Origin of the sequence: Pseudomonas syringae pv. cilantro (assembly GCF_001293775.1) — a bacterium.
Classification (GTDB): Bacteria; Pseudomonadota; Gammaproteobacteria; order Pseudomonadales; family Pseudomonadaceae; genus Aquipseudomonas; species Aquipseudomonas syringae_P.
Map to the genome: position 1 here is coordinate 1 of NZ_LGLN01000035.1, position 24,970 is coordinate 24,970.

Sequence of the window (24,970 nt, forward strand, 5' to 3'; positions counted from 1 at the left end):
TTGGAATAGCGGCGGCTATATTAGAGATATTTGACATCTTGGATGATTCAGCGGGGACTAAAACATCAGAAGAAAAAAACTGGCTGGATTTAAAGATCATCTCTGTAGGCTTAATGGGAATAGGGTCAGCCGCTCAGTTAATCGCAGGTTTTTTTCCTGCTAGCACTCTTACATTTATCGTTGTGAATCCGTGGTTCAGCGTAGCGCTACTAGTAACAGGCTTAATTTATCTTTTTACTACGATGGCCCTGAATTACTTCAAGCAAGACAGTGTTGGCTGGTGGCTACGCAAGTGCTGTTGGTCCAGAAATATGGACTATCGCTATACCGAAACCACCAACGGTAAGAGCGAAGAAATACGCGCACTGATGGAAATTCAACTATCTCCGCAGATACATGTCAAAGGCACCGTGCATTATGAAGATCGTTATCTTGGCAAGGGCGATTACTACAGCGTGGCGGTACAAAATGGCGCAGCAGTACAAGTGCGTTTGCCCAATCTGGTACGTGGACACTCCGTGCATTTCAACGTCATCAGCAGCAAACGGCCATGGGGCGTATTACCTGTGGAAAAAATAGACCGCCCGCTACATGAGAGTTTTCTAGACCGTGGGCAATTCAGGAACGTCGAACACTTCGGAACGCTCACTAACAAGCCTGCTGGCAAAGCGAGTGAAGATTTCACTTTCCCCCGGATGCCACCTGAAGACGAAGACCTCATCTGGGAAACCTGGGTGCCGCTCGACAAGGACGCAACGTATCTTGAGCTGCAATTCTGGTACCCGGCCAGTCTTTTAAAGACTGGCGAGGATGATAGAAGCTATCTGTTTCAGATGGAGCTTGGCACAAGAGGCGATACCGCCATTGACGGCTTGGCTTCAGTGGAACTAGAGGTAAAGGCATCGAGCAGGATTGGCACCCTGACCCTGGAAGTCGCAGAGAGTACACCCGTATGACGCAGCAAGAAAAAGCCTTGGATCTTTCGAAAGGCAACGACATTCTAAACTGGAAAATCAAAACGCTTGCGAGGTCACCTAAAGAGATAATGATCACGCAGCTTGGATTTACCGCCATTCATTTAATCGTCGGCTTATTTCTTATTTGGGCAGGTTGGAATCGTATTTTAGAAAGCCCTGACTTTCTCATTACTATAATATTGACGCTTGCAGGAAATCTTGCTTACTACACAGGCCTGCTCATCCGCCAAAAAACCATTTACCACTACACCATCAAAACCGACCGGGCCTCTGTCGAATACTACCTCCACTACCCCGACTTCGCGTCCGCTCTGTTCAAAGGCATCGCCCTGTTCGTCATCATGCTGTTCGTTCTCGTGGCCCTGATCACCGGCTCGCTACTCTTCCTGGTCGGCCCGGTGGCCATCGCATTTATCGCAGCCCTCAAGCTACTCAACTGGGAAAACCCGATCCACCATGAACAAAGCCTGCCATGGGGCGAGTACAACTTTGTCACCGTCGACCGCAAGCGTTTGATGATCGTCACTCACCGTACCGACATCACGCTGGGCTTCGAGGCTCGATTCAAGCACGAGGTGCTGTTCAACAAGTACCTGAATTTTCTCCACACCGTGCTCCCGTGCACTGCTGAATTCACCGAAAAAGCCTGGAAAGGGTGACCGGCTTCTATCATCCAGATATCGGTCAGGTCTTCGAGCAGCACGCTCCTAAAGAAACCTGACCAGAAGCCGATGTCTACCGACGAACTCTGGCTGTGACTTTTCAACTGAATCACAGCGGTTTTCGCAACAGACTGGCAAAAACACTGTAATTTGCCGCCCCCTGCTCGTCTGGGGTTCCGGTCTATCGCACAGCACTCAGACGGCATTGTATGGTGATCGCCATAGCAAGCATCTTTACCTGATCGGAACCGCAACACGCTTTGAACTGCTTTCAACGGAAAGCAAACGCAGACCTCGACAATCCAGATTTCATTGCGCAACGCAGGTCGTGGACACGCCACAGCCTGCAGTACGATTTACACCTGTGAGCCGGAGGCGCTCTGAAATACCTGACCCGAGAAGAGTTGCAAGCGCAGGTCGCGCGCTTGCAAAAGGCTCTTGAAGAATCCGGCATCGATAGCGAGTCTGACCCTAGCCAGGCAGCACTGGCCAGCCGAGAAGCACGCCATCGCGCAGTTTTCGAAAGCGCGGTGGACTTTGCCATGATTCTGACGAACCCTGCGGGCGTCATCACTGACTGGAACCCGGGGGCCGAGCATATTCTGGGCTGGACCGCCGCGGAAATGCTCGGTCAGACAGCCGAGCGTTTTTTCACGCCCACAGATCGGGCCAGCGGTCAGATCGAGCATGAAATGCACGTCGCTCTGCACGCGGGCCACGCCGCAGACGAGCGCTGGCATCTGCGCAAGGACTCTCAGCTTTTCTGGGCGTCAGGTGAAATGATGCCCCTGTACGGTGACAGCAACGAACATCTTGGTTTCGTGAAGATCCTGCGCGACCGGACCAAAGAGCACCTGGCGGGCCGCGCGACCGAGGAAGCTCAGGAACGTTACCGGTTAGCCGCCAAAGCGACCAACGACGCGATATGGGACTGGGATTTTGCCGCCAACCACGTGCTCTGGAACGACGCACTGGAACAGGCCTATGGCCACCCGCTTGCCACGCTGAACACCTCAGGTGAATGGTGGATTGCCCAGATTCACGCTGATGATCGGGCACGCATAGACGCCTCTATCCATGCGGTGATCGATGGCAGCGGCACGGCGTGGAGCGATGAATACCGTTTCCGCCGTCTGGACGGGTCTTACGCCGATGTTCTGGACCGTGGCCATGTGATCCGCGATGACGAAGGCAAGGCCGTGCGCATGATTGGCGCGATGCTCGACATGTCACAGATGCGCAAGGCAGAGACTGCGCTGCGTCGGAGCGAAGAACGCTCCCGAGCCATGCTGGAAACCATCGAAGCCGCGTTTGCCATCATCGAGGTCAAATTCAACGCCGACGACAGCCCAGTGGACTACCGCTTCATCGAAGCCAACCCCGCGTTCGAACGCCAGGCAGGCGTCGACCTGCGCGGCAAATGGGTGACCGAGTTCGCACCGGACCTGGAACGCTTCTGGTTCGAAGCCTATGGCCACGTGGCAAAGACCGGCGAACCTGCCAGCTTCGAGAACTATGCCAAGGCGTTCGAGCGCTGGTTCGAAGTCAAGGCCGTGCGGGTCGGTGATCCGGCGGAGCGACAGATTGCGGTCATATTCAGTGATGTCACGGCGCGGCGGGACGCCGAGGAACGCCTGCGCACCAGCGAGGCGCTGGCGCGCGAGAACGTCGACCGTGTTCAGCTCGCCCTGGCGGCGGGTGCGATCATCGGCACCTGGCACTGGGACCTGCTGACTGATCGCTTTACGGTCGACGAAGCCTTCGCCAGAGCGCTGGGCCTGGACCCTGCGCTGGGCCGCGAAGGGCTGAGCCTGGAGCAAGTCATTGCCACCGTGCACGCCGAGGACAGGCCGGCACTGATCGATGCGATCAACGCGGTCATCAGTAACGGCCGCGTGTATGCCCATCAGTATCGGGTGCGTCGCGCCGACGGCAATTATTACTGGATCGAGGCGAACGGTCGCGTCGACCGGGCCACTGACGGCACGCCGCTGAGCTTCCCGGGCGTGCTCATCAACGTTGACGAACGACGCACCATCGCAGCCGAGCGAGACCGCGCGACCGCCGCACTGCGGTCGCTCAACGACACGCTTGAACAGCGCGTGGCCGCCCGCACCGCCGAGCTCATGCAGGCTGAAGAGAAACTGCGTCAGTCACAGAAAATGGAAGCGGTCGGGCAATTGACCGGCGGTCTCGCCCACGACTTCAACAACCTGCTGGCGGGCATTTCCGGCGCGTTGGAACTGATGGGCACGCGGATTGAACAAGGCCGCTGGAGCGAAGTGGACAAATACATCGTCACCGCTCAGGGCGCGGCAAAGCGCGCTGCGGCACTGACACACCGGCTGCTCGCCTTCTCTCGTCGACAGACCCTGGACCCGCAGCCAACCGATGTGAACCGGTTGATGAGCGGAATGACGGATCTGATCCAGCGCACCGTAGGCCCCAGCATCCTGATCGAGACCATCGGCACCCTCGGGATCTGGCCTACGCTGGTTGACGCCAGCCAGCTGGAAAACGCACTGCTGAACCTGTGCATCAATGCCCGCGACGCAATGCCGGATGGCGGGCGCATCACCATCGAGGCTGGCAACCGAGTGATCGAGGGCAGTGCAGCGCAGGTCCACGACATGCCGGCGGGGCAGTATTTGTCGTTGTGTGTGACCGACACCGGCACCGGCATGCCACCCGAAGTCATCGCCAAGGCCTTCGACCCCTTCTTCACCACCAAACCCATCGGTCAGGGCACAGGCCTCGGGCTATCGATGATCTACGGCTTCGCCAATCAGTCTGGCGGGCAGGTGCGTATCCAGTCGGAGGTGGGCAAGGGCACTGCGATAACCATCTATCTGCCACGCTACAACGGTGCAGCGGTGAAGGATGAAAGCGCTGTCGACAAAGCGCCGGTCGAGTTCACCCGATCCGGAGAAACCATTCTGATCGTCGACGACGAACCCACCGTACGCATGCTGCTCACGGATGCGCTGGGTGATCTCGGCTATACGCTGATCGAGGCCGCCGACAGCCTGGCCGGCCTGAAACTGCTGCGCTCGGATGTCCATATCGACCTGCTGATCACCGACGTCGGCCTGCCGGGCGGCATGAACGGACGGCAGATGGCCGATGCCGGACGCGAAGTCCGCCCGTACCTGAAAACCTTGTTCATCACCGGTTACGCAGAGAACGCAGCGATTGGCGACGAGCAGCTCGGGCCGGGCATGCGCGTGCTGACCAAGCCGTTTGCGATTGATGTGCTGGCGTCCCGCGTGCAGGAACTGATGAACTCCTGACCCACTGGCGGCGCTCATGTCCGATGGAGGTAAGCGCATGCCGCTTGATACCGTGGAAATCGTCGAAAATGAGCGGATCCGGCAGGCAGCCACCCTGCCCTGCGCGTGTGCATTGAGCGCTGCGCAGGGCCGGTGCTAACATGCGCGACCGCCATGCAGGCAAGGGAACAACCGGTCATGAGCAGTATTCGCGAGCGCAACAAAGAACTCATCCTGCGTGCCGCCAGCGAGGAATTCGCCGACAAGGGTTTCGCCGCCAGCAAGACCAGCGACATCGCCGCCAAGGCCGGTGTACCCAAGCCCAACGTCTACTACTACTTCAAGTCCAAGGAAAACCTCTATCGCGAGGTGCTGGAAAGTATCATCGAACCTATTCTGCAAGCGTCGACACCCTTCAACCCCGAAGGCATCCCGGCCGAGGTGCTCAGCCGTTACATCCGCTCGAAAATCCAGATATCCCGTGACCTGCCCTTCGCCTCGAAAGTCTTCGCCAGCGAAATCATGCACGGCGCCCCGCATCTTACGCCTGAACAGATCGAACAACTCAATGATCAGGCCCGGCACAACATCGCGTGCATACAGGCCTGGATCGACAGCGGGCAGATCGCCCCGATCGATCCTCACCACCTGATGTTCACCATCTGGGCCGCAACCCAGACCTACGCCGACTTCGACTGGCAGATTGCGACCGTTACCGGCAAGGCGAAACTTGAGGACACAGATTATGAGGCGGCCACGCAGACCATTCTCAGGCTGGTGCTCAGGGGCTGCGAGCCGGATCGCTAAACAGACGACCGCCGAGCAACCCATTTTCCTGCGGACGCAAAAAACCCGCCGAAGCGGGTGGTTTTGCAACATGACCATTCCGACATCCTGTCAGTAGCCTCCTGGCAATGGTCGATCCTCCCTGATCACTGCGGCGTTCCTTCGCAGCAGCTGTTGAATTGGATCCTACATGCACAGCGGGTGAACCGATAGCGCCAATGGCGTCTCTTGATGTAAGCCATTCGCCATACCTGCCTTTTCCGATAAAAAATGTGATCTTGATCTCATGTTTGCAGAGAACGCGCCGAGATGCTTGAAAGGCTCTGCGGTCCGGCTTTACGCCGATCAGCCGCCAAGAAGAAAAATAACGGATAGGGTGAAGATCATGAATATGCGCAGTTTGTCCATCAGCCGCCGCTTGTGGCTGATTCTTTTCGTTTCTGTGCTGATGCTTCTGGTCCTCGCAGCAGTCCTGCTGAGGCAGACTCATGATGATCTGTATCGGGCAAAAGCGGAAAAGACCATGCACGTGGTACAGACAGCCAGTGGCATCCTGACGTTCTATCAGGGGCTTGAAGCCGCGGGCAGCATGACGCGCGAAGCGGCCCAGCAGCAGGCGCTGAAAGAGATAAAAAGCCTGCGCTACAGCCAGAGCGACTATTTCTGGATCAACGACCTGCAGCCGGTCATGATCATGCATCCCACTAATACCAAGCTCGAAGGGCAGAACCTCTCGGCGATCCGCGACCCGGACGGCTTTGCGGTGTTCAACGAAATGGTCGCCGTCGTCAAAAGTCAGGGCGCCGGCATGGTTAATTATCGCTGGCCGAAGCCGGGCGCGAGCGAGCCGGTGAAAAAGACTTCTTACGTGCAACTGTTTCAGCCTTGGGGCTGGATTCTCGGCTCCGGCGTATACGTGGATGACGTCGCCGCAGAGTTCAAGACTCAGCTGTGGAAAGCAGGGCTATTCATCGCAGGGATCGTACTGGTCCTGGTGCTGTTTCTGGTCATGATCGTGCGCAGCATCGTCCGGCCACTGAGAGCGGCGGTCGACGCCATGGCGAACATCGCCAGCGGCGAAAGTGATCTGACCCGCACCCTGGAAACCCACGGCAAGGACGAGATCACCGAGCTGGGAACGCATTTCAACGGCTTTATTGCCAAGCTGCGCAACGTGGTCGGCCTGTTGCAGAACTCGTCCGTGGCGCTGGGCCAGGCAGCAGGCGAACTGGGCGGTAACGCAGAGCAGGCGCAGAACCGCAGTCAGCAACAATCGCAGCAAATGGACCTGGTTGCCACGGCGGTCAACGAAGTGACCTACGGCGTGCAAGACGTCGCCAAGAATGCCGAGCACGCCGCCAGCGAAATGCGCGACGCCGAATCGCAGGCGCGCCAGGGTCAGGTCAACATCGACAACAGCCTGCGCCAGATCGAACACCTTTCCGGCACCATCGGCCAGGCGGTTGACGTGATGCAGCGTCTGGCCAGCGAAAGCACGCAGATCGGCAGCGTGCTGGAGGTGATCAGCTCGATTGCCGAGCAGACCAACCTGCTCGCACTGAACGCCGCCATTGAAGCCGCGCGCGCAGGCGAACAGGGCCGCGGCTTTGCCGTAGTGGCCGATGAAGTGCGCCTGCTGGCTCAGCGCACGCAGAAATCGACCGCAGAAATCCAGGCCATGATCGAGCGCCTGCAAAAGCATTCCGATGCAGCGGTCAAGGTCATCGGCGACAGCAGCCGCTCATCGCAACTGACCATCGAACAGGCCAACCAGGCCGGGCAGAGCCTGACCTCCATCAGTCAGGCCCTGCGCAACCTCAACAGCCTGAACGCTTCGATTGCCAGCGCCACGCTGCAACAGTCACATGTGGTGGACGACATCAACCAGAACGTCACTCAGGCGGCGCAGTTATCCCAGAGCACTGCGCTGGCCGCCGAGCAGTCGACCTCAGCCAGTCTGCACCTGAAAGAGTTGAGCGAAGAACTGAGCACGCTGCTGAAACAGTTCAGGGTTTAGTCGTTATCCAGTGGGCGCATGGAACCTAGTGCGCATCTTGTTGCCTGAGACCTGTTTGCTTAACCGCTCACTTATTGATCATTTATCTGCGGGGGTCACATGCGCACACTGGAATTGGCAGGCAACACGGTACCAGTGCTGGGTCAGGGCACCTGGCACATGGGTGAAAAAGGTCATCTGCGCTCGGCAGAAATCGCCGGGCTGTGTCTGGGCATCGAACTGGGCCTGACCCTGATCGACACGGCCGAGATGTACGCTGATGGCGCCGCAGAAGAAATCGTCGGGCAGGCCATTGCCGGGCAGCGTGACAAGGTGTTCGTGGTCAGCAAGGTCTACCCGCACAACGCCAGCCGCAGCGGTATCCCTACCGCCTGCGAGGCCAGCCTGCGACGGATGAATACCGATTATATCGACCTGTATCTGCTGCACTGGCCGGGTCAGTACCCGTTGACCGAAACCGTCGAGGCCTTCGAGCGCCTGCGTGAAGCCGGCAAGATCGGCGCCTGGGGGGTGTCGAATTTCGACGTCCCGGACATGATCGAGCTGAACAACCCGCGCTGTGCCACCAATCAGGTGCTGTACAACCCGGAGCAGCGTGGCATCGAGTTCGACCTGATGTTGTGGAGTGCAGACCGCCATCTTCCGCTGATGGCGTACTGCCCGATCGGCCAGGCTGGGGACATGCTTTACCACCCTGCCCTGCATGAAGTCGCCCGACGCCACAATGCGACCCCCGCGCAGATATCCCTGGCCTGGGTGTTGCGTCAGGACAACATGATTGCCATCCCAAAGGCGACCAACCCGGAACACATTCGGCTGAACATTGCGGCCGAGCAGATCCGGCTGACCGAACAGGACCTGGCCGACATCGACCTGGCGTGGCCGGCGCCTGCTCGCAAGCAGCCACTGGCGATGGTCTGACCGCCTGCGGTCAGGCTCAGGTAACTGAATGGCCGCTGAACGCGGCCAGCATTACGCCAAGTGAGGAAATACTCAGCAACAAGCTGTCACAAATATGAAATAACCCGTTGTCATCATGCGCCAATCGCCTCGCCGTTCGGGCCGGGCCGCATGTGGACAGCCATGAATCACAGCATTGTGCACCATCAGGATTCTGACCTCTTCGGCCTGCTCTATGGCTTCCGCTTTCGTCACGGTGAAAGCGGTCAGGAAATCGGCGCGACCGCCGCGCTGGATTATCTGCAAAACCCGCCGGATGAAAATGACTTTATCTGGCTGCACCTGAACCTCTCGCACGCCGCCTGCGAGCGCTGGATGAAAACCACGCTGGATCTGCCGGAAGAATTTTTCGAGGCGCTGCATGAAGGCTCGCGGTCGACCCGCATCGAACACGTCGACGCCACCTTGCTGGCGGTGGTCAACGATGTGGTGTTCGACTTCAATCGGCTGTCGACCGATATCTCGACACTGTGGGTCTGCGCTCGCCAGCGCCTGCTGATCACTGCGCGGTTGCAACCGCTGCGCTCGGTGGACAAACTGCGCTCGGCAGTCAAGCATGGCGAGCAGTTCGATTCCCCGATCGAGCTGCTGGCGCATCTGCTCAGCGATCAGGGCGAAGTCCTGACCCAGTTCCTGCGCAAGACCAGCGTCAATGTCGACCGCATAGAAGACCAGTTGCTGTCACAACGTCTGAGTAACAACCGCTCCGAACTCGGAGCCATGCGCCGGGTACTGGTGCGCCTGCAACGCCTGCTGGCGCTGGAACCGGGCTCGCTGATGCGCCTGCTGCATCGCCCGCCGCAGTGGCTGCGCGAGCAGGATGCGCAAGCGCTGCGCCAGTCCATTGAAGAATCCTCACTGGTGATCAACGACCTCACGGCCCTGGGCGAGCGCATCAAACTGTTGCAGGAAGAAATCGCCGCCAACCTCAATGAACAGAGCAGTCGCACCCTGTTCACCCTGACCGTGGTGACGGTGCTGGCGCTGCCGATCAACATCGTTGCGGGCTTTTTCGGCATGAACGTCGGCGGCGTGCCATTGGCCTCGGACCCTGAAGGCTTCTGGATTCTGGTCGCACTGGTGGCGACCTTCACGCTGGTCGCCGGGCGTTGGGCCTTTCGCAAACGCGGCGACTATTGAGTAAGCGTAAGCGCAGTTCTTGAACCGGTTGCAGCGCTGCGCCGATTGTCAGAAAACCGCCACAAGCGGGCGATCATTCGTGACTTGTCGCATCTCTGTCACATTTTGCAATGACCATGTCAGTAATCTTTCAACCCAGGATTGCACACATGGCTACCAATGCACTTTCTCCCGACGCCGGCGGCCGGGCGAGCCTGTCGGCCACTCAATTCGGCCGCAAGCCCAGCCGGATCACCATGATTCTTTTCTTCGTGATACTCGTTTCGGGCCTGCTGTTTACCGGTTACAGCCTCAAACAAGACGTAGACGACATGGGCACGGTGGTCACCACCTGGACGCCCTTCGTGTTACTGGGTGTGGCGTTGCTGATCGCGTTGGGCTTCGAATTCGTCAATGGTTTTCATGACACCGCCAACGCCGTCGCAACGGTGATTTATACCCACTCCCTGCCACCCGGTTTTGCGGTGGTCTGGTCGGGCTTCTTCAATTTCCTGGGTGTCATGGTGTCCAGCGGCGCGGTGGCGTTCGGCATCATCGCCCTGTTGCCGGTGGAGCTGATTTTGCAGACCGGCTCATCGGCAGGTTTCGCGATGATCTTCGCGCTGCTGATCGCGGCCATCATCTGGAACCTGGGCACCTGGTGGCTCGGCTTGCCCGCCTCTTCGTCACACACGCTGATCGGCTCGATCATCGGTGTCGGCATTGCCAACGCCTTGATGCACGGGCGTGACGGCACCAGCGGTGTGGATTGGTCGCAGGCCACCAAGATCGGTTACTCGTTGCTGCTCTCGCCCTTGGTTGGCTTCGGCTGCGCCGCCCTGCTGTTGCTGGCCATGCGCATGTTCATCAAGAACCGAGCGCTGTACAAGGCGCCCGAGGGCAACGCCCCGCCGCCGTTGTGGATTCGCGCCATGTTGATTGTGACCTGCACCGGCGTGTCATTTGCTCACGGCTCCAACGATGGCCAGAAAGGCATGGGCCTGATCATGCTGATTCTGGTCGGCACCCTGCCGATGGCCTATGCGCTGAACCGCACCATGCCTGCCGAACAGTCCACCCAATTCGCGGCCGTGGCGGAAGTCACCCAGCAAGCGCTGATCCGCAACGTCTCTCAACCGGCACCGGCTGACCCACGCAAGACGCTGTCCGATTATCTGGTCAGCAAACAGGCCAGCCCGGAGCTGATCCCTGCGCTGGCCGTAATGGCCGGCAAGATCGGCAGCGAGGTGGCCAGCTACGGCTCGCTGTCGAAGGTGCCGGCAGAAGCCGTGACCAACGTGCGTAACGACATGTACCTGACCTCGGAAACCATCCGTGTGATGGAAAAAAACAAGGTGGGTGATTTCGACGCCGACACCAAAACCAAGCTCGAAGCCTTCAAAGGGCAGATCGACAGTGCCACGCGTTTCATTCCGACCTGGGTCAAGATTGTGGTTGCCATTGCGCTCGGGCTGGGCACCATGGTGGGTTGGAAGCGTATCGTGGTGACCGTCGGAGAGCGGATCGGCAAGACCCATATGACTTACGCACAAGGCGCGTCGGCAGAAGTCGTGGCGATGTTCACCATTGGCGCAGCCGACATGTACGGCTTGCCGGTGTCTACCACCCACGTGCTGTCCTCCGGCGTGGCGGGTTCGATGGTCGCCAATGGCTCTGGCCTGCAAATGCGCACGTTGCGCAACCTGGCCACCGCCTGGGTGCTGACCCTGCCTGCGGCCATTCTGCTGTCGGGTTCGTTGTACTGGGTGTTCAGCAAGCTGTTCTGACACCTGTCGCGATGAGCTCTGCTCCCGGGAAGGAGCGAGCCGTTGCCACGCGGCAGTAAGACATTTCGTGACGCTCTGCGTCACACGGCGGTTTTGCGATGTCAGGTGGATAGAGGTTCGACTCAGATCACCTTTTCGCCCCTCGGCGACTCACTTTGAAGGACCAAAGTGAGCAAAGTCCCCGATTTCATGATCGTCCAGAGGTTCAGCGCACAGTCAAATCAGGCGGCACGTCCCCTCCCACACTGGTATCAATACTCACCACCACTGACATGCCCGGCCGCAGATGCTCGATCATCGGCTGATCGGCGTCGACGACAATGCGCACCGGGATGCGCTGGGAAATTTTCACGAAGTTGCCGGTCGCATTGTCGGCGGGCAACAGGCTGAACTCGGAGCCGGCGGCAGGTGAGATTCTTTGTACGTGGCCGTGCATCCGGTGACCGTCCAGTGCGTCCACGGTGAAACTCACTGGCTGGCCGAGGCGCACGTTGGCCATTTGGGTTTCTTTCATGTTGGCGACGATCCAGCGTTGCTCCGGCACCAGCGCCATCAGTTGTGCACCGGAATTGACGTAAGCGCCCAGACGCACGCCGATTTGCCCCAGTTGCCCGTCACGCGGCGCGACGATGCGGGTGTTGTCCAGGTCAATGCGTGCCAGTTTGACAGCCGCTTGCGCATTGGCGACCGATGCTTCCAGCGAGCCGCGATTGACGATCACCGTTTGCAGGTCCTCACGGGCGATCAGCAACACCGCTTTGGCTTGCGCAACCGCCGCGTTGGCCTGGGCATCGGCAGCTTCGGTCACGTCCAGCTCGCTCCTGGACACCGAGCCATCGGTCACCAGCGCCTTGTTACGACGCAGGTCGGCGGCGCTCTTGCGGCTCTGCGCCACGCTGTTCTGCAACTCGGCCTGACGCTGACCGATCGTCGCCTCAGCGCTGCGACGCTGTTGCAGGTTATTGGCCAACGAGGCCTTTTGCACCGCCAGTTGCGCCTCGGCCTGATCCAGGCGCTGGCGATAGATGCGGTCATCCAGACGGACCAACAAATCGCCTGCCTTGACGAACTGGAAATCCTGCACCGGCACTTCATAGACATAACCACTGAGTTGCGGGCCGATCAGTGTGGTCTGGCCTTTCACCTGGGCGTTTTCAGTACTCTCGATCGGGCTGCCGAAGGGCGGCAATTGCCATGCGTACAGCACCACCAGCACACCGACCAGCGCGACAGCCCCGAAAATCACCGAGGAGACGATGCGCTTGCGCGCCGAGCGGGGTCGGCTGGTGACCGGCGACTTCAACGGTGCCGGGGCCGGTGATGACGAGCTGCGAGGTGCTTCAGTGTCGGTGGTAGTGGATTCAGTCATGAAGATTTAACGCCGGAATAGGGTACGGAAGGTGAACCAGCAAGTGCAACCGGGGCCAGCGCCTGGGGTTGGGTGGTCATTTTCAGCCACAGCATGCGCAGTGAAATCCAGATCATGGTGAGCACGGCAATCAACGCAATCAGCATGAACACATCGTTATAAGCCAGCACATTGGCCTCCCGTGTCGCCGCTGTGGCCATCGCGCGGATGCCCTGGCTGTTGCGCAGTGCAGGGTCGGCGATGACCGAGCCGTAACTGGCGCTGTAGCTTTGCAGCCGTGCCTGCACCAACGGATCGATCAGCGTCAGGTGTTCGACGATGTGGCTGGAATGAAATTTTTCGCGCACAACCTGAAAGGTGCCCAGTGCAGCAGACCCGATCAGGCCGCCGATGTTCTGGGCGATCCCGAACAGCACGGAGAAACTCACCATGTTGCGCGGGTTGGCCAGCACCCCGCTGATGCCCAGCACCAGCGTCGGCCCGAGGAAAAACGTACCGCCAAAGGCCAGCAGAAACTGGCTGAGGTACATGTTCGACTGCCGCGTCAGGTTGGTCGAATGGCTGTCCATCCAGGCACCCACCGCCATCATTGCCAGCGCAATCAACAGCGGCTTGATCAGGTGCGCAGGATTGATGGTCAGCGCACTGACCACCAGGCCTGCGACGCTGCCCAGCAACATCACCAGATACAGCGTATGCAGTTGCTGACTGCCCATGTTCAGCGCCTGAAGAAAACCGACGGCACCCACCGACTGCTCGGACAGCACGATACGAAAGAGGATGACCGCCAGCCCGAGGCGCAGAATCGCCCCGCTGCCCAGCCAGCGGGTAATCAGCAACGGATTACAGCGGTTATGTTCGATGGCCAGCCCGGCGCAGATCAGCGCAATCGACGCCGCCGATGCGATGCCGATCCACGGCGCTTCCAGCCACCACTCGATACGCCCCAGCGACAAAACCGCGCAGAGCAACGCAAAACCGGACGCCAGCAGCCCGAAGGTCAGAAAATCCAGCTTCTCGAACGCCTTGAAGCGATCACCCGGCGGCAATTTCAAAAGCAGCACGCAACCCAGCGAGAGCAGCGCCATCCCCAGTTCAAACAGGTAAAGGCCCCGCCACTGGGCAATTTGCAGCAGGTCTTCGGACACCAGTCGGGCCAGCGGCGTGGCCAATTGAGCGGTACCCAGCCCGAGAACCAACGCCTTGAGCCGCCATTTCTGAGGAAAGGCCTGAATCATGTAATACAGCCCCAGCGTACTGAGCGCCGCGCCGACCATGCCGTGCGCGGCTCGCACGGCGATGGCTGAATCGATGTCGTTGACGAACAGGTGCGCCAGCGTCACCAGCGAATAAAGCACCAGAAACAGCTCGGTGAACGCGCGCAAGCCGAATTGCTGACGAAACTTCACCAGCAGCAAATTCATCGACACATTGGTCATGATATAGGCGGCCGGTAGCCAGGCGATGTCCTGCGACGTCGCACCCAACGCACCTTGCAGATAAGGCAGGTTGGCGATGACCAGCGCGTTGCCGAGGCCGCCGGTCAACGCGACGATCACCCCGACCAGCGCAAACGCCCAGCGCAGCGCGGTGGAATGCAGCGGCGTCGACGGCGAGCCCGGCATGGTCGGGCGCTCGTGGGCCGCCCAGTCGCGTGGCGCGTATTTATCGCTCATGAAGCGCGTTCATGGAAGAAGTCTGGCATGGTCAGGACCTGTGGAATGCCCTCGTGTGACACTGCTGACCATGAGAATACTCATCCGCTCGCAATGATTCCTGTGCAAGCGCGTCTACGGCCGGCGAACACAGAAAAATGATGGCTATTTGAAACTTCTGGCTATGCTTAAACGCAGTTTTGCTTTGCACATTTGCGCTGCTAGGATTTGCTGCGATGCCGCGACAAACGCCAGAACAAGAAGAAAGCGCAATCGAACAAGGAGTTCAGAATGAGTTCACAGGTTTCATCCGCCCGCTCGGTCCGGCAGCCCACCAGCCGCAATGCAGTGGCTATCGACGTGCGCAATCACATTGGCCATTTGACCCTGAATCGCCCCGAAGGCTTGAACGCCATCGATCTGGATATGGTTCGCACGCTGCAACGCCAGCTCGACAGCTGGGCCAATGATCCAGCGATCTACGCAGTGGTGCTGCGTGGCGCGGGCTACAAGGCATTCTGTGCCGGTGGCGACATTCGCTCGCTGTATGAAAGCCATCAGAATGGTCAGGACCTGCATCACACCTTCTTTGCCGAAGAATACGCGCTGGACCTGAGCATTCACCGTTACCGCAAGCCGGTTCTGGCGTTGATGGACGGCCTGGTGTTAGGCGGCGGCATGGGGCTGGTTCAGGGCGCCGACCTGCGCGTGGTCACCGAACGCAGCCGTCTCGGCATGCCGGAAGTTGCCATCGGTTATTTTCCCGATGTGGGCGGCAGTTACTTCCTGTCGCGACTGCCCGGCGAACTCGGCACCTGGCTGGGCGTCACCGGATCACAGATCGGCGCGGCCGACGCGCTGTATTGCGGTCTGGCCAACTGGTCGACAAACAGCGAGCAACTGCCGCGGCTTGACCACATGCTCGATCATCTGAAATGGAAATCGACCCCCCTCAAGGATCTGCAAGGCGCACTGGCCAAACTGGCGACCCAGCGCCTGCCTGAGCCGCCGCTTGAAGCCCTGCGTTCGGCCATCGATCATTTCTTCGGCCGACGGGACATCCCCGGCATACTCGAACAATTGCAGGAAGTAGCCATCGGCGACACCCGCCAGTGGGCGCTGGACACCGCCACCCGCATGCAGAAGCACTCGCCGCTGGCCATGGCGGTCACCCTGGAGATGTTGCGCCGCGGGCGTCATCTGCCGCTGCAGGCCTGTTTCGCCATGGAACTGCATCTCGACCGTCAGTGGTTCGAGCGCGGAGACCTGATCGAAGGCATACGGGCCCTGATCATCGATAAAGACAAGAAGCCGCAATGGAAGCATCGCAGCGCGCAGGACGTCAGCGCCGCGCACGTCGACAGTTTCTTCAGCGGCATGGAGGGTTGAGCCATGCACGATCTGGAACTGAGTGAAGAGCAGGTCATGATTCGCGACATGGCGCGCGAGTTTGCCCGCAACGAAATCGCCCCGCACGCCCAGGCCTGGGAAAAGGCTGGCTGGATCGACGATGCGCTGGTGGCGAAGCTCGGCGAACTGGGCCTGCTGGGCATGGTGGTCCCGGAACAATGGGGCGGCACTTACATCGACTACGTGGCCTACGCACTGGCGGTTGAAGAAATCTCCGCCGCCGACGCTGCCACCGGCACGCTGATGAGCGTTCACAGCTCGGTGGGCTGCGGGCCGGTCCTCAACTTCGGGACCGACGAGCAGAAACACACCTGGCTGGAAAAACTCGCAAGCGGTCGGGCTATCGGCTGTTTCTGCCTGACTGAACCGCACGCCGGCTCGGAAGCGCACAACCTGCGCACGCGCGCCGAGTTGCAGGGTGATGAATGGGTGATCAACGGCGCCAAACAGTTCGTCAGCAATGGCAAACGGGCGCAACTGGCTATCGTGTTTGCCGTGACCGATCCTGAGCTTGGCAAAAAGGGCCTGTCGGCGTTTCTGGTGCCGACCGACACCCCCGGTTTTGTGGTGGACCGCAGCGAACACAAAATGGGCATTCGGGCGTCTGACACCTGTGCGGTGACGCTCAATGACTGCCGTATTCCTGCAGCCAACCTGTTGGGCGAGCGCGGCAAAGGGCTGTCCATCGCCCTTTCCAATCTGGAAGGCGGCCGCATCGGCATCGCTGCTCAGGCGCTGGGCATCGCGCGTGCAGCCTTCGAAGCGGCGCTGGCCTATGCGCGGGAACGCGTGCAGTTCGACAAGCCAATCATCGAGCACCAGAGCATCGCCAACCTGCTGGCCGACATGCATACCCGGATCAATGCCGCCCGACTGCTGACCCTGCACGCCGCGCGTCTGCGCAGCGCCGGGCAGCCGTGCCTGTCGGAAGCCTCCCAGGCCAAACTGTTCGCCTCGGAGATGGCTGAATGGGTGTGCTCCAAGGCGATCCAGGTTCATGGCGGTTATGGCTATCTGGAGGATTACCCCGTCGAGCGCTATTACCGCGATGCCCGGATTACCCAGATATACGAGGGCTCCAGCGAGATCCAGCGCCTGTTGATTGCACGCGAACTGCGCCACTATCTGGTGTGAAGCGCAGCCACCCCGACGACGTCGGTCGCCGGGGTGCGTTATCAGCGTGGCACAAAACGCTCCCGCCCCAACAATGTAATCAGCAACGTCAGCGAATCAGCATTTTTGAGCATGATTTTCGCTCGTTTCTGCACGTCGGAATAAAACACGTCCTTGGCCTGATCCAGTGTAGGCTTGCCGGTAATGCGCAAAATCGCCTGTTTGCCATCGCCGTCCCTCCTTCGCAGATCACGAATCTCTCCATCTTCGAGCTTGCTGAACAACTGGCTGCGATCCGTGTTGCAGGACAAGGTTTTCTGCTGGAGCGTCACCTGGTGATTTATAAGCTTTTTGCGATGTTCCGATGCGTCATCCAGAAGGTCCAAGTACGGTGCCTGAGAGTCGACATAGACAATATCAGCAGTGTCGAGAGCAAGATGAGACAGCTCATGAAGCAGGATGGCGGCGCGATAATGGCTGCCGAACCTGAACTCGCCCGAGCGCATCGCACTGATCTTGAATCGGTACTCGGGGGTGTGGAAGAACAGTTCGGTCAGAAAAATCCTTTGGTGTGGGTCAGCCGGGATGACAAAGCCGCTGGTCGACTCATGACCAATCCGGTTGATTCCCACGACATAGCGCGGCGAGTCTATCGGAGAAAGGGACGGATCCATCAGCGCCTGATAGATGTCGGTGACCGCTGTTCTGGTCATATCGTAAATACGATCATCTGGCGTTTTTTCGCTGAAAAACTCAGCAAGGATGCGCTCCACCCGTACGTCTGCAGCACCTTCGGGTGAGCGAAGAGCAAGATTGGACAGGCAGTTTTCCAGATAGCGTTGCGCCTGAGCGTGCGCTTCCTCAATCGACTGCGCCATCTCCCGGTAAGTACGGCGAATGTCGGACATACCGCTCGCATTGACGACCAGTGCTTCGTCGACATCGTCGTCCACGATCTCGCGGTACATGCGGGTGACCATCCCGCCGCCACCCTTCAGCCCGCTCTGAATATCAAGTCTCCAGCGCTGGCTTTCATCAAGTCGCACAGACGGCCCGGTTTTGCCATGAGCAACGATAAACCAGCCTTCTGCATCAGAGCGCAACTCATACACCTTGCCTTCTACAGCGGCATAAGTGTTGCCGGTCTCCAGATCGTTGTAGGTATTCATCAATTCATCGCGCTCCAGTGCGTTCAGCGCGATAGTGTGAAATTCGAACTCACGCAAACGGGCCCGTATCTGCTGAGTGAGCGAACTGTTGCTCCATGAAAATTCCAGGGGTGACGGGTTATTTTCATTTGAGTCATCAGACGCAACCTCTTCCGCCAGCGTACCCACCTCCTCATCCAGCTGGGCGACCAGCGCACGCGGGTTTTGCCTGGCGGAAATCATCACGCTCAGCGCCGCCATGAACTCTGAAAACGCCTTGCCCCAGCGTTGTTCTCCGGCTGAAGCCGCCGACGAGTTCAATAACGTCTGGCTTTGCCATACACCAATCAGCACGCCCAGCCGCCCCGGCATGAGCGTCATGATCTGTTCGGCGCCCAGGCTGAACAGGTATTGCGAGGCGCTGCTCCGGTGTTCGGCATTGGTGACACTCTGCTGCCGAACCTCCAGCTTCAACGCATCCACAGCGCCGTTGAACAGCAACTCGGTAGCATTACCTTCAAAAGGCTCGACACTCAGTCTGACGGATGGCGGTTGCTCCCAGGGCATGTCGAACGAGGACTCGACGCTGAACGGCAAGTGCGGCTCCACGAACCCACCGTTGTCGTAAATCCTGCGAAACTCGGGATCGATCCGGCTGAGGATGAAGGCCTGAAGACTGGCAGAGGTTCGAATGTCCTCCAGCAACGCGGCCTGATGCGGGTATTCCTTGAAAACAAATTCGTCGTGCATCAGCGCATAGAGTATCCATGGGCCAGCGTGCGGCTCGGCGGGTCCGATCAGGTAAGTGTTCACGACAACGGCCGGGGCCCAGCCTTCCGTGGCCGGGAGCAGTCGCAACGGACTGAGCACCACCTTCACCCCCTGAACCGGGAGACGAGCGACCCCGTCAGGCATATTCAGTACGCCTTCGATGAAGCGATAGGCCTGATCGGACAGCTCTTTCCTGAGTTTGAGAACCAGCGCACGCAAGGTGTCCAGCGCCGGCATCTGTTCGGTAAACAGCTGCCTGCGCTCCAGGTAGGTAGGCGAACTGGTGGCCAGCGCCGACTCCAGCAGCGTCCGGTAGCCCGACGCAACATCCATCGATTCAGCCAGGCTGCGGATGTAGAGCGGCGTCAGCGTTGCAGGGATAGGCCGACCGTCTGCAGAGGCCAGCGCAATGACGCCGTCTTGCCTGGACATGAAGCGATTCGCTGCAAACTCGACAAGATTTTCACTGACTCTTTGAGTCGCTGCGGGTATCGAGGCAGGCACCTGGCCCGGGGCGGCAGGCACGGGAACATAATGGGTCAGCGTGACCAGGATCGCTTCGGGGTCAAGGTATTGCTCGGGAAAGTCCGCTTTGAGGCGGGCGATCAGTTGTGCCTGCGAATACTCGTAAAGGCTGGGGATATCGAACAGAAAGTCCTTTCTACCGACACAGATGACATAGAACCGACGCATGGCCTCGACGAGAGAAACCTGATCGAGCATCGGGGCCTCGGTGATCCAGACCGGTACCACCGCCTTGTAGATAATGAACTGAATGGCAACACCCAGATTGCTCAACGCCTGACGGTTGCGGTCGTCTCGCTCGGCGGCATTCAGCAGATAAATGAAAGTGCTTGATGGCAATTGCCAGGTCACGGCCTGCCGGTAGAGGTCAGCGGCGGTACGCTGTTGCCGCTCGATTTCCTGATGCTGCAAGGCCTCGATGAAATGTCCGTCGATCCGCTGCAGGGTCAGCCTGACCTCCGGTGTTTGCACTCGCCCGAAATAAGCGAGCAGCGCCAGGCGGTCCGGAAGGGTCAGAAGGCCGGACAGAGGCGCACCGTCCGTGCTGCCGAACAAATGAGACAGAACGTATTGCTCAAGCGTCGTAACGTTTTCGAACAGCGTCAGGCCTCGGCCCAGCGACCACAGGACCGGATCGAGGGTGCCGCCCACCACGAACGTGTTGGGCAACATGATGGAAGGCATGTGCGCGTCGTAACTGATCGACAGGGTATAGGCTTCCACGCGCGCTTCGCCGAGCGCAGCACGCATGGATCGCAGCGGCCTGTCGAGCACTTGCTGAACGCTCTGCAGCGTCGACTCCGGCAACGTGGCGATGCGCTGTTCCATGAGCAGCTCGAGACGCAATGCGTACTCGCGGATCAGACTGCATAACACGCCTGGGTGCACCGCCATGTCCATATAGCGGCTCGATTTTTCGAAAAACTCACCCACTTGCCGCTCGAAACGCGCAGGAAAGTCCGTCAGTACACAGGTGAGTATCTGTTCGAGCAAAGACACAGGCAAACGCCGCACCGGTCGGTCTGACATCGGTGCTGCGAGCCCTTCAAGCACCTGCCCGGCAGAAAGCGTTGTCTGCGTATGACCACAAGCCCTTTCGAGTGCGGCTGAAAGCATGTGCACTGGCGGTTCGTCGCCAGCGGTCCCGGCCACCCAAAGCGCCTGGGCATTGAGGCGCGGTCCGTCCACCTGCGCCAGATAGCGATTCAATGCGTGCAGCATGCAGCCGTCCACGCCAGCGTGCAGGGCATCTTGACGCGCCAGCAGTGTTTCGACTTTCTTCAATTTTCCAAGCCAGGTATCGGACGCCTCATGGCTGATACGCACCGCCCCTTCTGCAGTCGCGACGGATGCGCCCCAGAGCTGATCGAAGGCAACCGGCGAAGAACGCCAGCGCCCCGGGTCTTGCAGGCTTAACAGGCGACTATCCAGATACGCCCGTATATCCAGGGCATCATCGATACGCACCGGCGTCTTTTCAAAACCGATGGCAGGCAGCCCCAGCACATGGCGCAAGTTGCGTTGCTGCAGCGCGATCATCGAATCCATGAACTCGCCGAAAAAATCTGACGTGGTCAGTTCTTGATAAAGCTCGACACTTCCCGGAGTGCTGACCGATACGTGATCGTTCAACGATGAATAGAACAGCAACGCGGCGCGCGCAGGGTCACTGGTCAGGAAAGCCACCAGTTGCTCAGAACCGTCAAAATGCCTGAAACCTGAAAGGGACGAATACAGGTACATCCCCCACGACGCATCTGCCGGGAAGTCGATCAACAAAAGTCCGACCAGCTTGACGGGCTCCTGACCGGCCACAACCGCCGACAGTCTTCGCACCCTGATCGATTGCGGATCGCTTGCGACCCGATGCGAGGGCAACAGGTCACGCAGGCGATGATAACCGGCATCACTCAGCGAACCGTTTGCGCGACTGGCCAGCAGGTGTTGGCGAAAACACTCGGCCAGCGCATGAATCACCGACTCACGCCGGGTCCGGCCATCTGCCTGCGCCGACGTCCAGTAGTCCGCCAGCAAGCGTTCGTAAACAGTGCCTATTTCGTCGACCGCACCGCTCAGTGCGTTCTGGAACAGGCTGGCCTCCGGATCAGTCAGCGCAAGTCCCTCACGATCCATGAACTGACGGAAAAGGCCGGGCGGCAGGCGCTCGGAAACGATTTCATCCAGCGCCGAATCCGCCAGGTACTGGGTGCCCACGACGGCTGTCAGTACCCGATCAGTGAGCGGACTGCTGTCGACGATTTGCAGAAGATGGCTGAAGACATCAATGCCCCCTCCCGCCCCTCGCCGTGTCAGACCCGCCTGAAAAGCCTTGCCCGCTGCCACCCGCAGATCAGGAAGGTCATGCAACTGCGACCAGAGACCCTCAAGATGTCTGGCCTGTTGGCGCATGATCGAGAGGGTTCGCGCTTCGAACAGGGGCCCCTCCACCAGCTCGGCATTGATCGTGACCTGAGTACCGATGTCATCGAACCGCTGTTGCAGGGCGGTGAGCAATGCAGCGCGATGCTCGAATCGCTCGATTCCGAACGTCAGTGTGCTTAAAAAGACCGCTGCATCCTGACTGCTGAAGAGCAAGGCGCCCGCCAGTTCGGCATTGACCGCCGAACCATCGCTCGTGACCAGCCTGTAAACCTCAGGCCGTGGCGCTGAGAAATCTGCAATAGCGGGTTCACCCGTCAGGCTAAGCAGCCACTGGCTTTGACTGATACTGATACGCGCCTGCTCAACGGCGTCCTGAATATCCAGAGCAAAGCGCGCACGCAGGGTGTCGCTGAAAAAATACGGAGGTGTGTCTGACATCTGCTGTTTCCCTTGGTCCAGCCTCACCGCACACGAAACCTGAGCGCATGGGTGAGGACAAAAGGAAACAGCTTATTGCGATAGCCTGCGGCAACTGCGTTACATAAAGCAGCTCAGCGACATCGGCTCAGTTGGCCGCTACTCGGGCGTTCTTTTCGACCCAGGCGGCGAACGCGTCGATGAAGGTCTGTAAAAACGGTCGGGTTTTCTCGGACAGCGCACCAGACTCATCGAAAAAGCTCCCGGCACCGCCCAGATAGGCTTCAGGCTGTTGCAGGCACAACACGTCCAGAAACACCAGTGACTGACGCAAGTGGTGGTTGGCACCAAAGCCGCCGACAGCGCCTGGTGAAGCACTGATCACAGCGCCCGGCTTGCCACTGAAGGCACTCTTGCCATAAGGCCGCGAGCCCACATCGATGGCGTTCTTCAACGCTCCCGGTACCGAGCGGTTGTATTCCGGGGTCACAAACAAGACGCCGTCGGCCGCGCCGAGCTGCTCGCGAAAGGTGCTGTATGCCTGCGGCGGTGAAGCGCCGTCGATGTCTTCGTTGTACAGCGGCAGATCGCCGATCTCGACGATGTTCAGTTTCAGGCTGGCAGGTGCCAGATCTGCCAGAGCAAGCGCGATCTTGCGGTTGATGGAGTCTTTTCGCAGACTGCCGACCAATACGGCAATGGTATGAACCTGGCTCATGAAAATATCCGTCCTCTGATTCAAGGGAAAATTGGGTATGGAACAGAAGCAGGGTTTAGACGCCCCCCGCTCCAGTCAATTCCCGAGTACTATCCCGAAGCCCGGATTATTTTTTTGATTCGGGCAAACTCCCCTATAGATCAGTGGTCTACAAGCCTCGATAGTTTTGTAAACCAGCAGTTATATTCAGTTTCAGAGGTTAGTGAGCAAATGGCTTCAGTTCTCGTCGGACAATTTCATGCCAGAGACGTCGAAGGTCGCGTCTACCCGGTGCATGAGTTCCAGGAATCGCAGCCGGATGAGGCAAAGAGCGGTCAGCCGGTGATCACCTACAAATTGGCGATCGGTGACCGGGTCAGGCATCTGGGTGGGGACAATTTCGAGTTGGTCGGGTCCGGCGTGCAGATGACCCGTATTCCCGGATAACCAACGCTTTTCTTGTCTTGGGCCCGCTTGTCTCAGGCAGCGGGAAAGATCAGGTACCAGAAGATAGCGGTTTCCCGAGTGTGTGGATCAATGCCTCGATAGCGCATATGGTCCACCCCGCCTACCACGTAGCCGCAACGTTCATATAAACGGCAGGCCGCCAGGTTGTTGTTCTGGGTTTCCAGGACGATGCCGGGCAGATTGCGCTTGCGACTCCAGAATTGCGCCACATCGAGCAGCGAGCGGGCCACGCCATGACGCCGCGCCGATTCATCCACGGCCAGCTCGTCAATGTAGGCAAAGCCGCTCCAGTGGGTGCTCATGACAATGTGCCCGACTGCACGTCCGTTCAGCCAGGCCACCATGACCGAGCTGGACGCCGCATCACGATGATCGGCGAACTCCTGAGAGTCGATGCCGTAGTTCTTGCGGTACGGCTCGACCGGCTCGACCTGCCACGACTCGACACTTTCACCGATCCGCGCCTGGGCAAAACCGGACACCGTGAAAGTGAATTCGCTGTTGAGGATGTAGTCCTCGAAGCACTCGTCTGCAACCCGAATGCTCAAGGCAGGATTTGCCAGGTTCATGTCAACACTCGCCGATTACAGTCAGGAAGAGGCCTGCGCCTCGGCTTCCAGCATCTGAACCCATAGCGCAGGTGCGCCGCAAGCCTTGGCGATCGTGTTCATACGCACTTCGTGCTCGGCCAGTTCACTTTCACTGGCACGAATGACGCGACAGGGCTGACGATCCGCTGGCAACCGGCGAATTTCACTGCCACGACTGCTGCCGCCCTCGCCCGAACCATTACCGTCAGACGCATTACCGGCCAGCGACAGGCTGGTCTGCCCGCCCGTCATGGCCAGATAGACTTCCGCCAGAATCTCGGAGTCGAGCAACGCGCCGTGCAGTTCGCGGCCCGAGTTGTCGACGCCGTAGCGTTTGCACAGCGCATCGAGGCTGTTGCGCTGACCTGGATGGCGCTCGCGGGCCATCATCAGCGTGTCGAGAATCGAGCAGTGGCGGGTGATGTCCGCCTTGTCCTGTGCGCCCATCAACGCGAATTCGTTGTTGATGAAGCCAACGTCGAACGCCGCGTTATGAATGATCAGCTGCGCGCCCTTGATGAACTCGAAGAACTCGTCGGCGACTTCGGCAAACCGGGGCTTGCCGACCAGAAACTCATTGGTGATGCCGTGAACGCCGATTGCGCCTTCGTCACTTTCACGGTCGGGTTGCAGATACACGTGAAAATGCCGCCCGGTCAGGCGACGGCCAATCAACTCGACACAACCGATCTCGATGATGCGGTGGCCGTCGGTGACCGGCATACCGGTGGTCTCGGTATCGAGTACGATCGATCTGTTATCCAGGTTTTGCACTGCCATTGACTCTTGCCTCATCTACAGGCCGCGATCTTAGCACGTCGCAGCCACTGCAAGCCTGCAACCACGAC

The 24,970-nt window shown here is 59.1% G+C and carries 17 protein-coding genes; 11 read left to right on the plus strand and 6 right to left on the minus strand.

The genetic code is table 11. The annotated features are described in order from the left end of the window. The 8 genes from ABJ99_RS10640 to ABJ99_RS10675 all read left to right on the plus strand — a co-directional run. Positions 1 to 956 (plus strand): hypothetical protein (locus ABJ99_RS10640; protein WP_080378116.1); only part of this gene is annotated, 956 nt, incomplete at its 5' end. Beyond that, positions 953 to 1,636, plus strand: coding sequence for a hypothetical protein (locus ABJ99_RS10645; protein ID WP_054085806.1), 684 nt, complete (start codon positions 953 to 955; stop codon positions 1,634 to 1,636). The genes ABJ99_RS10640 and ABJ99_RS10645, both read left to right, overlap by 4 nt. Before the next feature lie 428 nt (positions 1,637 to 2,064). Further along, positions 2,065 to 4,929 (plus strand): PAS domain-containing hybrid sensor histidine kinase/response regulator, encoded by a 2,865-nt coding sequence (locus tag ABJ99_RS10650; protein WP_080378120.1) that lies wholly within the window; start codon positions 2,065 to 2,067, stop codon positions 4,927 to 4,929. A gap of 177 nt (positions 4,930 to 5,106) precedes the next feature. Then, positions 5,107 to 5,715: a TetR/AcrR family transcriptional regulator gene (locus ABJ99_RS10655; RefSeq protein WP_054085808.1), complete on the plus strand. Its 609-nt coding sequence runs from the start codon at positions 5,107 to 5,109 to the stop codon at positions 5,713 to 5,715. Positions 5,716 to 6,079: 364 nt separating this feature from the next. Continuing rightward, positions 6,080 to 7,711 (plus strand): methyl-accepting chemotaxis protein, encoded by a 1,632-nt coding sequence (locus ABJ99_RS10660; protein WP_080378117.1) that lies wholly within the window; start codon positions 6,080 to 6,082, stop codon positions 7,709 to 7,711. A 99-nt stretch (positions 7,712 to 7,810) separates the two neighbouring features. Beyond that, positions 7,811 to 8,632, plus strand: a complete 822-nt coding sequence (locus ABJ99_RS10665; RefSeq protein ID WP_054085809.1) for an aldo/keto reductase — start codon at positions 7,811 to 7,813, stop codon at positions 8,630 to 8,632. A 162-nt stretch (positions 8,633 to 8,794) separates the two neighbouring features. Next, complete coding sequence (locus tag ABJ99_RS10670) at positions 8,795 to 9,811, plus strand: transporter (protein WP_024647110.1); 1,017 nt, start codon at positions 8,795 to 8,797, stop codon at positions 9,809 to 9,811. A 149-nt stretch (positions 9,812 to 9,960) separates the two neighbouring features. Continuing rightward, on the plus strand, positions 9,961 to 11,577 hold the full coding sequence (locus tag ABJ99_RS10675) for an inorganic phosphate transporter (RefSeq protein WP_054085810.1): 1,617 nt from the start codon (positions 9,961 to 9,963) through the stop codon (positions 11,575 to 11,577). 205 nt (positions 11,578 to 11,782) lie between these two features. Here the strand turns inward: ABJ99_RS10675 and ABJ99_RS10680 are convergent, their stop codons facing one another. After that, positions 11,783 to 12,946 carry an HlyD family secretion protein gene (locus tag ABJ99_RS10680; RefSeq protein ID WP_054085811.1) on the minus strand — a complete coding sequence of 388 codons (1,164 nt, stop codon included), beginning with the start codon at positions 12,944 to 12,946 and terminating at the stop codon, positions 11,783 to 11,785. Then, the gene (locus tag ABJ99_RS10685) at positions 12,943 to 14,622 is read right to left on the minus strand and encodes an MFS transporter (RefSeq protein WP_054085812.1); all 1,680 of its coding nucleotides are present in this window, start codon (positions 14,620 to 14,622) and stop codon (positions 12,943 to 12,945) included. Before ABJ99_RS10685 ends, ABJ99_RS10680 begins: the two co-directional genes overlap by 4 nt. A gap of 270 nt (positions 14,623 to 14,892) precedes the next feature. Between ABJ99_RS10685 and ABJ99_RS10690 the strand changes: the two genes are divergently transcribed. Next, a complete protein-coding gene (locus ABJ99_RS10690; protein WP_054085813.1) occupies positions 14,893 to 15,990 on the plus strand; it encodes an enoyl-CoA hydratase/isomerase family protein in 1,098 nt (365 codons plus the stop codon). A 3-nt stretch (positions 15,991 to 15,993) separates the two neighbouring features. Then, positions 15,994 to 17,145 carry an acyl-CoA dehydrogenase family protein gene (locus ABJ99_RS10695; RefSeq protein ID WP_054085814.1) on the plus strand — a complete coding sequence of 384 codons (1,152 nt, stop codon included), beginning with the start codon at positions 15,994 to 15,996 and terminating at the stop codon, positions 17,143 to 17,145. Positions 17,146 to 17,186: 41 nt separating this feature from the next. Here the strand turns inward: ABJ99_RS10695 and ABJ99_RS10700 are convergent, their stop codons facing one another. Next, a complete protein-coding gene (locus tag ABJ99_RS10700) occupies positions 17,187 to 22,388 on the minus strand; it encodes a dermonecrotic toxin domain-containing protein (RefSeq protein WP_054085815.1) in 5,202 nt (1,733 codons plus the stop codon). A gap of 127 nt (positions 22,389 to 22,515) precedes the next feature. Beyond that, the gene (locus ABJ99_RS10705; RefSeq protein WP_054085816.1) at positions 22,516 to 23,085 is read right to left on the minus strand and encodes an NADPH-dependent FMN reductase; all 570 of its coding nucleotides are present in this window, start codon (positions 23,083 to 23,085) and stop codon (positions 22,516 to 22,518) included. 210 nt (positions 23,086 to 23,295) lie between these two features. Here ABJ99_RS10705 and ABJ99_RS10710 point away from each other — a divergent pair, with 210 nt between their 5' ends. Continuing rightward, positions 23,296 to 23,511: a hypothetical protein gene (locus ABJ99_RS10710; protein WP_054085905.1), complete on the plus strand. Its 216-nt coding sequence runs from the start codon at positions 23,296 to 23,298 to the stop codon at positions 23,509 to 23,511. Positions 23,512 to 23,543: 32 nt separating this feature from the next. On the opposite strand, the gene ABJ99_RS10715 is transcribed toward ABJ99_RS10710, so the two are convergent. Both ABJ99_RS10715 and dnaQ read right to left on the minus strand, forming a co-directional pair. Then, positions 23,544 to 24,101 carry a GNAT family N-acetyltransferase gene (locus ABJ99_RS10715; protein WP_054085817.1) on the minus strand — a complete coding sequence of 186 codons (558 nt, stop codon included), beginning with the start codon at positions 24,099 to 24,101 and terminating at the stop codon, positions 23,544 to 23,546. 21 nt (positions 24,102 to 24,122) lie between these two features. After that, complete coding sequence (gene dnaQ / locus ABJ99_RS10720) at positions 24,123 to 24,902, minus strand: DNA polymerase III subunit epsilon (protein ID WP_054085818.1); 780 nt, start codon at positions 24,900 to 24,902, stop codon at positions 24,123 to 24,125. Positions 24,903 to 24,970: the final 68 nt, after the last annotated feature.

Excerpts from the sequence above, each read along its gene's own strand:
- ABJ99_RS10645 (WP_054085806.1), top strand. The coding sequence starts at position 953 with ATGACGCAGCAAGAAAAAGCCTTGGATCTTTCGAAAGGCAACGACATT.
- ABJ99_RS10655 (WP_054085808.1), top strand. The coding sequence starts at position 5,107 with ATGAGCAGTATTCGCGAGCGCAACAAAGAACTCATCCTGCGTGCCGCC.
- ABJ99_RS10660 (WP_080378117.1), top strand. The coding sequence starts at position 6,080 with ATGAATATGCGCAGTTTGTCCATCAGCCGCCGCTTGTGGCTGATTCTT.
- ABJ99_RS10665 (WP_054085809.1), top strand. The coding sequence starts at position 7,811 with ATGCGCACACTGGAATTGGCAGGCAACACGGTACCAGTGCTGGGTCAG.
- ABJ99_RS10670 (WP_024647110.1), top strand. The coding sequence starts at position 8,795 with ATGAATCACAGCATTGTGCACCATCAGGATTCTGACCTCTTCGGCCTG.
- ABJ99_RS10675 (WP_054085810.1), top strand. The coding sequence starts at position 9,961 with ATGGCTACCAATGCACTTTCTCCCGACGCCGGCGGCCGGGCGAGCCTG.
- ABJ99_RS10680 (WP_054085811.1), bottom strand. The coding sequence starts at position 12,946 with ATGACTGAATCCACTACCACCGACACTGAAGCACCTCGCAGCTCGTCA.
- ABJ99_RS10685 (WP_054085812.1), bottom strand. The coding sequence starts at position 14,622 with ATGAGCGATAAATACGCGCCACGCGACTGGGCGGCCCACGAGCGCCCG.
- ABJ99_RS10690 (WP_054085813.1), top strand. The coding sequence starts at position 14,893 with ATGAGTTCACAGGTTTCATCCGCCCGCTCGGTCCGGCAGCCCACCAGC.
- ABJ99_RS10695 (WP_054085814.1), top strand. The coding sequence starts at position 15,994 with ATGCACGATCTGGAACTGAGTGAAGAGCAGGTCATGATTCGCGACATG.
- ABJ99_RS10700 (WP_054085815.1), bottom strand. The coding sequence starts at position 22,388 with ATGTCAGACACACCTCCGTATTTTTTCAGCGACACCCTGCGTGCGCGC.
- ABJ99_RS10705 (WP_054085816.1), bottom strand. The coding sequence starts at position 23,085 with ATGAGCCAGGTTCATACCATTGCCGTATTGGTCGGCAGTCTGCGAAAA.
- ABJ99_RS10710 (WP_054085905.1), top strand. The coding sequence starts at position 23,296 with ATGGCTTCAGTTCTCGTCGGACAATTTCATGCCAGAGACGTCGAAGGT.
- ABJ99_RS10715 (WP_054085817.1), bottom strand. The coding sequence starts at position 24,101 with ATGAACCTGGCAAATCCTGCCTTGAGCATTCGGGTTGCAGACGAGTGC.
- dnaQ (WP_054085818.1), bottom strand. The coding sequence starts at position 24,902 with ATGGCAGTGCAAAACCTGGATAACAGATCGATCGTACTCGATACCGAG.